Source organism: Vicinamibacteria bacterium, assembly GCA_035620555.1.
Lineage (GTDB): Bacteria > Acidobacteriota > Vicinamibacteria > Marinacidobacterales > SMYC01 > DASPGQ01.
Genome location: DASPGQ010000187.1, coordinates 1 through 12,672, shown reverse-complemented (window position 1 = coordinate 12,672; position 12,672 = coordinate 1). Strand labels below are relative to the sequence as shown.

General features: G+C 64.6%; 9 protein-coding genes. 2 read left to right on the top strand and 7 right to left on the bottom strand.

The annotated features are described in order from the left end of the window. Positions 1 to 90: 90 nt before the first annotated feature. Genes hisC through VEK15_07360 form a run of 5 tightly spaced genes read right to left on the bottom strand, consistent with a single transcriptional unit; the run spans position 91 to position 6,584 of the window. Positions 91 to 1,194, bottom strand: coding sequence for a histidinol-phosphate transaminase (gene hisC, locus VEK15_07380; protein ID HXV60497.1), 1,104 nt, complete (start codon positions 1,192 to 1,194; stop codon positions 91 to 93). Then, positions 1,191 to 2,471, bottom strand: a complete 1,281-nt coding sequence (gene hisD, locus VEK15_07375; protein HXV60496.1) for a histidinol dehydrogenase — start codon at positions 2,469 to 2,471, stop codon at positions 1,191 to 1,193. The genes hisC and hisD overlap by 4 nt, the downstream gene beginning before the upstream one ends. Continuing rightward, complete coding sequence (gene hisG, locus VEK15_07370; GenBank protein ID HXV60495.1) at positions 2,468 to 3,097, bottom strand: ATP phosphoribosyltransferase; 630 nt, start codon at positions 3,095 to 3,097, stop codon at positions 2,468 to 2,470. The genes hisD and hisG overlap by 4 nt, the downstream gene beginning before the upstream one ends. Further along, entirely contained in the window at positions 3,094 to 4,137 is a 1,044-nt protein-coding gene (locus tag VEK15_07365) for an ATP phosphoribosyltransferase regulatory subunit (GenBank protein HXV60494.1), read from the bottom strand. The genes hisG and VEK15_07365 overlap by 4 nt, the downstream gene beginning before the upstream one ends. Then, entirely contained in the window at positions 4,137 to 6,584 is a 2,448-nt protein-coding gene (locus VEK15_07360; GenBank protein ID HXV60493.1) for a type I 3-dehydroquinate dehydratase, read from the bottom strand. The genes VEK15_07365 and VEK15_07360 overlap by 1 nt, the downstream gene beginning before the upstream one ends. A gap of 220 nt (positions 6,585 to 6,804) precedes the next feature. Here VEK15_07360 and VEK15_07355 point away from each other — a divergent pair, with 220 nt between their 5' ends. Both VEK15_07355 and VEK15_07350 read left to right on the top strand, forming a co-directional pair. Next, the gene (locus VEK15_07355) at positions 6,805 to 8,643 is read left to right on the top strand and encodes a SpoIVB peptidase S55 domain-containing protein (protein ID HXV60492.1); all 1,839 of its coding nucleotides are present in this window, start codon (positions 6,805 to 6,807) and stop codon (positions 8,641 to 8,643) included. A 73-nt stretch (positions 8,644 to 8,716) separates the two neighbouring features. Further along, on the top strand, positions 8,717 to 10,918 hold the full coding sequence (locus VEK15_07350) for a hypothetical protein (protein ID HXV60491.1): 2,202 nt from the start codon (positions 8,717 to 8,719) through the stop codon (positions 10,916 to 10,918). Between the two features lie 98 nt (positions 10,919 to 11,016). On the opposite strand, the gene VEK15_07345 is transcribed toward VEK15_07350, so the two are convergent. Both VEK15_07345 and VEK15_07340 read right to left on the bottom strand, forming a co-directional pair. Next, entirely contained in the window at positions 11,017 to 11,814 is a 798-nt protein-coding gene (locus VEK15_07345; protein ID HXV60490.1) for an energy transducer TonB, read from the bottom strand. A gap of 1 nt (position 11,815) precedes the next feature. After that, positions 11,816 to 12,517, bottom strand: a complete 702-nt coding sequence (locus VEK15_07340) for a sigma-70 family RNA polymerase sigma factor (GenBank protein ID HXV60489.1) — start codon at positions 12,515 to 12,517, stop codon at positions 11,816 to 11,818. Positions 12,518 to 12,672 lie beyond the last annotated feature (155 nt).

Here is a 12,672-nt window from a genome sequence, read left to right as displayed (position 1 = left end):
CGGCGTGACCGCTTCCTCCCGGCCGGCTCGCTCCGCTCGCAGCAGGGTGGACTGTACTTTCTCGTCACCCTGCTCTCCTTTTCTTAATGCTCACTCGCCTCTTCGGCTCGTTCCATTACTCTTCAGCATCTCGACGAGGGCGTCGGCAAAACGCTCGTTCTCCTCTCGCGTTCCGACGGCCACGCGGAGCATCTCGGGTAGCAACGGGTGGGCGCTGAGATCCCGTACCAGCACCCCCTTGGCGAGAAGCGCGTCGAAAGTGCGCTTCGCGCCGAGTCGGGTGCGAAACAGGAAGAAATTGGTGCGTGAAGCAAAAACCTCGACTCCATCGACACGGCGCAGCTCTCCGAGCAGGCGGTCGCGCTCGGCAACGATTCGCCGCGCCTGTTCCCGGGCCACATCCCGATGTCGCAGCACGACGCTCGCGGCCTCGATCGAGAATCGATTGAGGGGATAGGGCTGCTGCACTTTGATCACCTCACGCGTCAGCTCGGGAGCGGCGAGAAGGTAGCCCACTCGCGCTCCCGCGAGCGCGAGCGCCTTCGAGAAAGTCCGCATCAGGATCAGATTGGGGTGATCGTCGAGAAGCTCACGCGCGGTCCAGTCGGCGAACTCCCAGTATGCCTCGTCCAGGGCCACGACCCCGGGGGTGGTCCGGAGAATCTCTTCGAGCGCGTCGCGACCGATCGCGATGCCCGTCGGATTGTTGGGAGAGCAGATGTAGGTGACGTGCGGGGAATGGGTCTCGATGGCCGACAACAGTGCGGGCACGTCGTACCTAAGCTCCGCCGTCATGGGAACCTCGAGCACCCTCGCCCCCGCGAGCCTCGCGGTGTAGGCGTAGACGAAGAAGCTCGGCGTCGGGGCAACGGCGGTTCGCCCCGGCTCGAGCAAGGTATGTGCGAGCGTGTGCAGGAGCTCGTCGGAGCCGTTTCCCACGAGGATGCCCTCTTTTGGCCAGCCCGTGGCCTCGGAAAGGGCCTCCCTGAGCTCCGGCTGACCGGGTGTCGGGTAACGGTGGAGGGGAAGGTGGCGGAGCTTTTGCTCGAGCTCGGCTCGCACCGGTTCGGGAAGGCCATAGGCGTTCTCGTTCTGATCGAGCTTGACCGGGACGTCGTGCCGGTCGAGATGGTAGGCCACGAGCTCGCGCACCACGGGGCGAACGAGCGAGAGCAGGTCTTTCCTATCCGTCATTCGAATCGTATGGCGATGGATCGGGCGTGAGCTTCGAAACCCTCGGCCCGGGCGAAGGCCTCGATGTCGCGTCGGTGATCGTCGAGCCGCTTGCGGCTGTAGTGCACCACGCTCGTGCGTTTGACGAAATCGTAGACGCCCAGCGGGGAGGCGAAACGGGCGGCCGAGCCTGTGGGAAGCACGTGGTTCGGTCCGGCGTAGAAATCTCCGACGGGAACGGGCGAGTGCTCTCCAACAAAGATCGCCCCCGCGTTTCGTACCCGGGACGCGACTTCGGTCGCGTCTCTCATCATGATCTCGAGGTGCTCGGGCGCGATCCGCTCGACCAGGGAAAGCGCCTCCTCGAGGCTCGCGACGGCGACGGCAGCGCCGTTGCGGCGGAGCACTTCGCCAATCGCACGATTCTTCGGAAGGCTCTCGAGCTGTCTTTCGATCTCCGCCGCCACCTCTTCGGCGAGGACGACCGATGTCGTGACCAGGACGGCTCTCTCGTCTCCCGACCCATGCTCGGCCTGGGAGAGAAGGTCCGCAGCAACGTATCGCGCCCTTGCGCTCTCGTCCGCCAGGACCACGATCTCGCTCGGTCCAGCCATCGTGTCGATCCCCACCTGCCCGAAGACGAGGCGCTTCGCCTCGGCGACGTAGGCATTTCCCGGACCCACGATCTTGTCGACGGCAGGCACGGTCTCGGTTCCGTAGGCCAGGGCCGCGACCGCCTGGGCCCCTCCCATGCGGTACACCTCGTCGACCTCCAGAAGCACGAAAGTAGCCGCGAGCTCGCATGAGCGCTCGATGGCTCCGGGAGGCGTGGCGACCGCGATACGATCCACGCCCGCGAGTCGGGCGGGCACGACGTTCATGAGAACCGAGGAAGGATAGCTCGCCGCACCGCCGGGAACGTAGACGCCCACGCTGCGAAGCGGCGTGACCTGCTGAGCGAGCGTCGACCCATCCTCGAAGCGCAGCTCGAATCCGGCGTGGAGCTGTTTCTCGTGATACCGCCGGATGTTCGCGGCGGCGTTCGCGATGACGCGGCGAAGCTCGTCCGAAGCGCGGTCCGCGGCGCGAACGATCTCCTCGCGGCTCATGCGAATCTCGTCTGCCGCCAGTAGAGCGCCATCGAGCTCCGAAATCAGCTCGAGGAGCGCGCGGTCACCTCCGATCCGCACGCGCTCGACGAGGGCGGCTACCCGTTCGCGAACCGAGCTCTCGCCCCCGGGCGAAACGACGGGTCGCGATCGGAAGTAGGCGTCGGCCCCGTGGAAGAGCGCGATCACGCTCGCACTCCCTCTTCGAGACGGCGAACGAGGCCCCGAACGGCGTCGTTCTCGAGGCGAAAGCTCGCGCGGTTCACGATCAGGCGTGCGGTACTCACGAACAGGACCTCCTCGATCTCGAGGCCGTTGGCCTCGAGCGTGCGCCCGGTCTGGACGACGTCGACGATGACGTCGGACAAGCCGAGGAGCGGCGCCAGCTCGACCGAGCCCGAAAGAGGAATGACCTCCACGGGGATCCCGTCCTGATGGAAGTAAGTGGTTGCCACCCGAGGGTATTTCGTAGCCACCCGCACGACCGATCGCTCCCGGTAGGGCTTTCCGCCCGATTGTCTGGGGCGGGCGACGACCATTCGGCAGCGGCCGACACCCAGGTCCAGCGGTTCGTAGATCTCCGGCGCCTGTTCCACGAGCACGTCCTTCCCGACGATCCCCGCGTCGGCGACGCCGTGCTCCACGTAGGTCGCCACGTCGCGATCCTTCGCGAGCACGAGGGTGCATCCTTTGGCCGCGATCCGGAGCTTGCGGTTGGTCAAGGCTTCGTCGGAAACCGACATCCCGCATCGTGACAGCAGCGACTTCGTCTCTTCGAATATCCGTCCCGTGGGAATCGCCAGAGTAAGCGTCATACTTCCGTCACCCTGACCCGGCGCCCCACCCGCCGCGCCGCCAAGGCTTCGCGCAACGGGAGCCCCTCGGCCTCATCCACCGGCCGAGGCGCGTAGCCGCGTTTTTCGAGAAGCTCGGCCAGCCGATCGAGCGACAGATAAAAGCCGACGGCGGGAAGATCGCGGCCGAAGCGGCCGACGAGGGAGTCGTAGCGCCCGCCTCCGCCGAGCTCGAGTCCGGCACCGGGCGCATGGACCTCGAAGACGTATCCCGTGTAATAGTCGAAGCCCCGGACTTCGGCGAAGTCGAAGCGCACCCGCTCTCCGAAGCCGAGCTCCTCGATGCGGGAAGCAATCGCTTCGAGACGACGTAGGGCAGGGCTATCCGCCAGACTCAGTGCCTCGTCGAGCACGTCACGCTTTCCGCTGAGCCCCATCAGCTCCAATACCGGGCGAGACCTTTCATCTCCCACGGCGCGCGCCAGGGCCTCCTTGTCATGGCGACGAACCGCATCGAGCGCGGCAGCCCGGTTCTCGGCACCGGAGAGCAGGGGGAGAACGACACCCACGTGGCCGAGCGTCACCACCGCGTCGTGGACGCCGAGCCGATCGAGCGCCTCGAAAGCGACGAGGAGCACCTCGACGTCGGCATCGACGCCGTCGCCGAAATGCTCGAGCCCAATCTGGAAGAGCTCTTCCTGCTTGCCGGCACGCGGAGGTTGATAGCGCAGGACTTCTCCGGTATAGAACAATCTCAAGGGCAGCTCGAGACCCCAGAGTCGGGACGCCACGACTTTGGCGACCAGCGCGGTGAAATCGGGCCGAAGGGCCAGGATCTCCCCGTTTCTTCCGATGAAGCGGTATGTGCCCGCTCGCGAGATGGGACCGCCGCCACGAGTGAACACTTCATCGAAATCGAAGAGCGGAAGGACGACCTCTTCGTAGGACCACCCGCAGAAAACTTCTACGACGGTGCGCTCCACCTCGCGACGAAGACGCGCCTCGTCGCCGAAGAAACACTGCACGCCCGTCGGGATCTCGATGAGTGACGACCTCGTCATCAGGCACCCACGTAACGCGCGTAAAGGCTCTTCGCCTCAGCCGGATCTTCCGTCCCGTGCACGATGGCGCGGCCGTCCTCGAAGAGAACCAGCTCGAGCCCGTCGAGCTTGGCACGCAGCAGATAACGGTTGGCGGTCACCTCGCCGAGCTTCTCCAATTGTCGGGCGACGGCCTCGAGGGGAACTTCCCGCTTGGCGGCGGGGCGCACTTGCACGGCGTTGCGACCGCACAGAGTCACGGTCTCGCTCGTCATGACCCCGTCGAGAAAAGGAAAGCTCTTCGCGCCGCAGGCAGGACAGTCCGGGCGCCGCTCCGCCGGTTTGAAGGAGTCGACGCGGCCCGACCACACATCGATCGAGTAGAGTGCGCCGGTGAGCGCATCCTCTCGACCCGAGAGAATCTTGAGCGCCTCGCTCACCTGGAACGAAGCCACCGCGTGGACCGCGGGAGCGATGACTCCAGACGTATCGCAAGTCGGCGAGGTGCCCGGCGCCGGCACGTGCTCGAGAAAGCAACGCAGGCACGGCCCTCGTCCTGGCCAAATGACATAACTCATGCCATAGCTTCCCACGCAGGCGGCGTAGATCCAGGGCACCCCCTCGCGAATGCAGGCATCGTTCATCAGATAGCGGGTCTCGAAGTTGTCGGTGCCGTCCATCACCAGATCCACCCCGTCCAGCAAAGACACGATGTTTCCCGGATGAACGTCTTCCACACGGAAATCGATCGTGACGTCACCGTTGATGCGCGTGAGCTTTCTCGCCGCGGCGACCGCCTTGGGCAGGCCTTCGCGGACGTCGGTCTCGTCGTAGAGACTCTGGCGCTGGAGATTGGTCTCGTCCACGTAGTCGCGATCGACGAGGCGCATGCGACCCACGCCGGCTCGGACGAGCATCTCGGAAGCCACCGAGCCCAGGGCGCCCGCGCCGACGACGAGAACCGAGGCTTCTCCGATGCGTCCCTGACCTCCTGCCCCAATCTCCTTGAAGAGCACCTGACGGGAGTAGCGATCGAGACGTTTTCCGCGGGCCCAGGACAGCATCTGCTCGTACGACGGGGACTCGCCGGTCCAAAGAAGCGCCTGGTGCCTCGCCTGGGCCGCGAGCATCTCGAGACCGGTTATGGTGCGGGCCGACTTCTGCCGCGATCTTCGCACCAGATCGGTCTCCTCGGGGAGGGTCACCATGTCGAAGACCACGGATCCGGGAGCGGGCTCGTACTCGATGTCCGCCGGCGTCGCGTTCACGAGCAGGTCGCAGCGCGATGCCCCGAGACGCTCGAGAGATCCCGACTCGGCGCCGAAACGCTCGGCGAGCGCCGCCGCACGCGCCTCGCGTCTCGAGAGAACGAGCAGCGAGGCTTTCTTCTCTCGGAGGGCGAAGGCGGCCGCCCGGGCCGCACCCCCGGCGCCGACGATGATTGCACGGCGGTTCTCCCACGGTCCGAAGCGCTCGAGAGGCTCGCTCACCCCCAGATAATCCGTGTTGAATCCAATCCATCTTCCGTCCCGAACGACCACGGTATTCACCGCGCCGATTCGCGAAACGACGGGGTCCAAGTCATCGAGGAAAGGGATGATCTCTTCCTTGAAGGGGATGGTGATGGAGAGACCGGAGACGGGCAGCGCGCGCGCCGCCTCGAGGAACGGCGTGATCCTCGACTCCTGAAAGGGAACGTAAACCGCGTCCCGACCGATCTTCGCGAAGAAGCGGTTGTGCATCGCCGGTGAACGGCTCTCGAGAACTCTCGTACCCACGATGCCGTAGATCTTGGTTGCCTCGCCGATCTGCCGGAAGCGGTACAGGCCCTCGAGCTCGTCGAGCGGAACTTGGCCCGGTCCCGTCGGCTGCGTGGCGCTGACGGGAGCGTAGGCGAAGAAGGCACCGAGACGGCTCGCGAGAATCCGGCCGCTCGTTCCGGAAGGACCGAGCGGGACGGGCGCGAACTCTCGTCCTGCCGCTCGGACGCGCTCACCGAGCTTCGCGAGACGCATCGTGTCGTCGAGCGAGCCGACCCGCGCGGCGAGCTTGACAACGTCGGCTCCGAGTCCGAGAGCGCGGTCCACGATCGCGCTCGCATCGGCGGGCAGGCCGTCGAAATCGTGGTGCGATCGGATGATCTTCGAGGGCGACTTCGGGAAGGAACGTGGCGCCGATTCGATCTCGAGGTCGACATAGTCGAAGCCGAGTGCGACCGCCTGCTCGAGGAGCTTCAATCGATCCTCCTCGCTCCCGCGGAAGGCGCCACCCTGGGCCTTTGAGCGGCACGTCAAGATCGTGGTTCCGGGGCGCCCCGCGTGGAGGCGAGCGAGGTCGGGGTCCCGGACGCCGTCGACGCGAAGCTCGACCGCGTCGACGCGTGGGGCGAACTCGACTGCCCGCTTCAGCAGCTCGCTCGTCGTTTCCGCGGTGATCGATGCGACGAGCCGGGACTTCGATGGCTCCATGTCAGGATTTCGGGCTATTCGGCGTTTGCTCGCCGGCTAGCCCCGTGGATGGACGGGATGAACGGGGTGGGACGAGACCGAACGGCCGCGGATCCACGATCTCGATTTCCCCATAGTGCACGAAGGCTAGCATCGCGGCACACCCCACGTCAACTTTCGTTGACCATGCTAGCCCGTTGAACTATCATAACCTGTTAGGCTGCAGGAAGATCCGCCACCTATGAAGAACGTGTTCGCGCTGGCGTTCGCATCGATCCTATCACTGGCCTCGCTCGCGCTCGCGACGCCCGTCGAGTCCATCCCGGTGAACGAGATCGTTCCGGGGATGATCGGGGAGGGTCGTACGGTCTTCCGTGGCGATGCCATCGAGTCCTTCAAAGTCACCATTCTGGGAGTGCTTCGAAACTTCGGCCCGAACCAGAACATGATCCTGGCCGAGCTTTCGGGTGGCCCGCTCGAGCACACCGGTGTCATCGCCGGGATGAGCGGGAGCCCTGTTTACGTCGACGGGAAGCTGATCGGGGCCATTGCCTATGCCTTTCCCTTCGCAAAGGACCCGATCGCCGGCATTACTCCCATCCAGGAGATGTTCGACAAGACGGCACGGCCCTCGACGCGCCGGGCCGCACGGAGCGAGCCGCTCGAGTTTCCCTTGACTGCGGCGGGGCTATCGCGCGTCGCGCCGCCGCGTCCGGCATCCGTTCCGCTCCAGGGGGTCTCCCTCACCGGGGTCGACCTGCTCCGCCCTCATCTGGGACGCGAGCTCGCCCCGATCGCGACGCCCGCTTCTCTCGTCGGCTTCTCCAAGGAGTCGTTCGAGCTCGTGGCGCCGCTTCTGAGACAGCTCGGCGTCGAGCCGTTGATGGGGGGTGCGGCGACGCTCAGCACCGGTACGACGGCACAGGACGCGGAGCGAAGACCGCTCGAGCCGGGCGATGCCGTCGGAGTCGGACTCGTCACCGGGGATCTCTCCATATCGGCGACGGGCACGGTGACGCACGTCGATCCGGAGAGCGACGACGTTTACGCGTTCGGCCACCCGCTGTTCAACCTCGGGCCCATCGAGTACCCCATGATGCAGTCCGACGTGCACCTCGTCCTCCCGTCGCTCATGAGCTCGTTCAAGATGGCCTCGAGCGGTGACACCATCGGGACGTGGGTCCAGGATCGGGCGACGGCGATCAAGGGAGTGCTCGGTCCCAAACCCCGCATGATCCCTTTGCGGGTCAATGTGGCCACGAGCCTGGGGCAGGAACAGGACTATTCGGTCGAGATCGTGGACGATGAGCTCTTCTCGCCCGTGCTCGCCTATGCCACGCTCGTCGCCATCTTGCAGTCGACCGAACGCCAGTTCGGGAGCCAGACGGTGAAGCTCTCGGCCTGGATCGAGACCACGAGCAACCGCAACATCAACATCGAGGACATCTTTACCGATCAGCAAGCGGCGGTCTCCGCCTCGGCCATGGTGGCGGCCCCCCTGCAGTTCCTGCTGAGCAACGACTTCGAGGACGTCACGCTACGGGAGATTCGAGTCGATCTCGAAGCCACCGAGGTGCCGTTGTCGGCGCAACTGCTTCGCGCCTGGTTCTCCTCGGACGAGGTCGACCCGGGAGGCACGGTCACATTGAACCTGCTGCTCCGCTCCTATCGCGGCGACGAGACGCTCGAGACCGTTGAGCTGACGATCCCGCCTTACGTGAGGTCGGGAAAGCTGCGGGTCATGGTGGCCGACGCCGATTCCGTATCGGCGGTGGAGCGTAACGAGGCGGGCCGGGGTTTCGTTCCGAAAAACATGGACCAGCTCGTCCGTGCGATCAACTCACTTCGCAAGAACAATCGACTCTACGTGCGCGTCAGCCGCATGAACTCGAGCGCCGCCATCGTGGCGGGCGAGTACCTGACGGCTCTCCCGCCCAGCGTCATGAAAGTTCTCGAGACCGACGAGTCCGGAAGCGGCTTCACTCCCCTGGGCAACTCCACGTTCCTGGAGCAGGAAGTGACGACGGATTACGACGTCTCGGGCTTCCGGATGCTCCAACTCGAAGTGAAGAAACACTGAGTCCCACCTCGAGATCTTCGAAAGGAAGTTTGGTCCTTTGTCGATAAATCGGTTGCGCTATTTGCTGGCTGGCGTGGCGACCTTAGGCGTTGCCCTTTCCGTCGCCGCCGCCGTTCCCACCTTCTGGAGATTGGAGAGCCAGACGGATTTTCTCGGCGGGGATACCGATGGGGTATCGATCGACTCGGACGGCCGCATCACCCTCGCTCCCGTCGCTCAGGTCCTCTACGAAGCCACCGAGCCGCATTTCTGGAGCCTGGTAGTCGCCCCCAGCGGCGCCGTTTTCGTAGGAAGCGGAAACGACGGGAAGGTATATGAAATCGATCCACAGGGGAACGAACGACTCGTCGCCGATCTGGATGAGCTCCAGGTCCACGCTCTGGCCGCAGACCGGCAGGGCAACATCTATGCGGGAACCTCGCCCCGCGGATCGGTGTACCGGATCGAGCCGGACGGCAGCCATGACGTCTTCTTCGATCCGGACGAGCGTTACATCTGGGCGCTCGCCCTCGATTCCGTCGGCCGGCTCCTCGTCGCCACCGGGGACGCCGCGCGCGTGCATCGGGTGACGAGCTCGGGAGAGAGCGAAGTGCTCTTTTCGAGCGAGGAGACGCACATCGTTTCTCTGATCGTCGACGCCAACGACCACCTCTTCGCCGGCACGGACCCGAACGGTCTGGTCCTTTCGGTAGATCCCAACGGAACGACCTCGGTCCTGTTCGATACGCCGTTTCAAGAAGTGCGTGCCCTGGTCAGCGATACTCGCGGCAACGTCTACGCGGCGACGGTCAACGGCGGCACGCGGGCGGCCCCGCCGGAAGCACCGACCCCGGCGGACTTTGCGACGCCGGACCCTCTGGCCGCAGCCGCCGGTGGAGTCGCCGTCACCGTAACCGCGATCGCGGACACCAGCGTGGTCCCTCCGGGATCGGCGCCGTCGGCATCGTCTCAAGCCGGCGGACTCTATCGAATCGATTCCGAAGGCGCCGCGGATCTCCTCTGGCGGTCGAGCGAGAACACTCCCCTTTCCCTTTCGCTCGCGCGCGACGATCGCCTGATGATCGGGACCGGCAACGCGGGGCGAGTATTCCTGGTGGCTCAGGATCAAACGAGCTCTCTTCTAACGAGCGTGGAAGCCGACCAGGTGACAGCCATTCGCGCGGGCTCCGAAGGCCAAAGCTTCCTCGCGACGAGCAACCCCGCCAAGCTCTACCGGCTCAATCGTGGCCGGCGTACCGAGGGCACCTACCTCTCACCTACAAGGGACACGGGGACCGTATCATCGTGGGGGAAAATACGCTGGGAATCGCGCGCCCCCGCCGGTACCGGCGTCCAGGTCCAAACCCGGTCGGGAAATTCGAACGAGCCCGACAACACCTGGAGCGAGTGGTCACCCGCCTACCAGACCGCGGAGGGCGAGCAGATCACGAGCCCGAGAGCGCGCTTCATCCAGTGGAGGGCGGTTCTCAATTCGACGGGAGAGGTCACTCCGGAGCTGCATTCCTTGACCGCGATCTATCTCCAGCAGAATCTCGCGCCCCAAGTCACGGAGATCACCGTCCACCAACCGGGGCAGATCTTCCAGAAGCCGATCGCGACATCGGGGCAGATCGAGATCCTGGGGATGGAGGACGGTCTCGCCGACGAGTCCTCGTACGCGAATGGAGCCGGCGCACAGAACCCGGCGATGGCGGCGGCGATGAATGCCATGGCTTACGCGCGTCCTTTGTTTCGCAAGGGCATCCAGACGGTCACCTGGAAGGCTTCGGACCCCAACGAGGACGAGCTCCGCTACGACGTGCTCTACCGGGCCGATGGGGAAAGCTTCTGGCGGCCCTTGAGGACGGGGCTCACGAACGCCGTCATCGCCTGGGACACGGTCGCGATGCCCGACGGCCGCTATACGCTTCGAATCGTCGCCCGCGACGCCGCTTCGAACCCAGCCGACATGGCCAAGTCGGGCGAGAAGACCAGCAAGAGCTTCGAGGTCGACAACACCCCCCCGAGAGTGGAGGGGCTCACGTCGCAACCGGAGGGTTCCGGGCATCGCATCGCCTTCGTCGCCCTAGACGACACCAGCCCGATACAGGCGGCGGAGTATGCCGTCAACTCTGGCAGATGGAGCGTCGTGTTTCCCACGGACGGCGTTTCCGACTCGCCTCGAGAGAGCTTCGACTTCACTCTCGATGGCTTCCGCGATGGCGTCTATACGCTGGTCGTCAAGGTTAGCGATACGCTCGGCAACACCGCCACCGCGCGCGTCGAGCTCCGCTGAAATCCGCAGATCCCGGTGTAACAAGGGGGATATCGGGATAGCGGAGATGGGGAGATAAGACTCACGCGTTTCTTATCCCCTTATCTTATCGCTTCGGGTCAGATCGCCCGAGGGGTCAGATTGCCCCATTCGAGGCGAGCGCGAAATGGATTGCGACCGATCTCGATCGTCGAACGGCGGCCGGGATGCGATCGAACCTCGGTCGTGGTGAACAGATGTAGGAAATTCACCGCCACGGTGTGCCCTCCGAGCCGCGCGGGCTCGAAACCCGCCACTCTCAGAGCCTCGAGTGTCCTCGCCAGCATCTGCTCGTCGCCGCTCCGGTAGATGACCTCGAGCGCGCGCACCGTCCCGTTCTGATCGATGGAGGCGAGCGTCAGCATCGTTCCTTCCTTGCCGCGCTCCACGTCGGCGAAAGGAAGGGTGTTCACCGAGGCGTCCCGGAACCGCGGCGAGCTCATCGGCTCATGAAGAAGAACCGGCTCGGGGAGTGTCGTGGGAATGAGAGCCGAGGAGATCGTGCGCGCGGCATGCACGCCGTACATTTGATCGAGGACGACGACCAGACCCAGCAACAACAGGGTCGCCAACGTGCCCAGGCTGAGAGCGGGGAAGAAGCCCGAGCTGTTTCCCGTCCGCAATACGTGTCCACGAAGGACGGGAACCATCCCACGTTCCTCGGCATCGAACTGCTCGCGGACTCTGACCGCCAGATTCTGAGGAGCGCTCATTCTCGGTAGATGACGCACGGCGTTCGCGAGCTCTCCGAGGCGGCGATATTCTCCCGAGCATGGCTCACAGTTCTCGAGATGCAGCTCGAGCGCCGCGGCCGCGGCAGGAGCTATCTCACCATCGTAGAGTGCCGAGAGCACCGAGCTCCGCGGATGCGTTAACATGTCACTGTTCCCCTGTAAAGCCGAAGAGATTCGGATCGAGCTTCTGCCGAAGCGAGCCACGTGCTCGCGCCAGCCGCGACTTGACCGTCCCGAGAGGCAAGTCGAGCGTCATCGAGATCTCCTCGTAGGACAGACCTTCGATCTCCTTCAACAACAAGATCGTCTTCTGGTCGAAAGGCAAGCGATCGATCGCACGACGCAGGATCTGACCCGCTTCCTTTCGCTCGAGTGCCTGGTACGGTGTGTCCGCGGCCTGGACCGGCGCCGCGAGCTCCCAGTGCGGGCTCGCTTCGGCCTCGTCGATGGGCATTGCCGTCATCTCTCTTTCGCGCCGCTTCCACCAACGCCGCCGGTTCTTGGCGCGGTTGATGACGATGCGATAGATCCAGGTCCGGAGCGAAGCTTTGCGCCGGAAGCTGGCGAGCTTGCGGTATACCTGCAGAAAGACTTCCTGCGAAACATCGACGGCCTCGTCGTATCCCCCGAGGAGCCGGTAGGCTAGGCCGAACACCATATCCTGGTAACGATGCACGATCTCGTCGAAAGCATCGTGGTCTCCCGCTAAACACCGATCGATCAACGCCGCTTCGTCCCCCGGAAACGGCGTCGACTGGCGCTCCAGCCGTTCCAGACCGAGGAACTCGTCGACCGGCAGCCCCGATGTCTGATCTCTAATCGCGTGCCCGTCGAACCGTCGTATCATCGTGTACCTTGCGCGTATGGTAGCACAGGCAAGAGATTCAGCCCCGCACTCGTTGGACACCGCTGACCCCGCCGAGGTTCCCGCTTTGACGCCGATTTCTTGTTCTGTTAACGTTCTGTCGAAGTTGCGTTTAGGCGTCTAGGCGTTCATGCGTA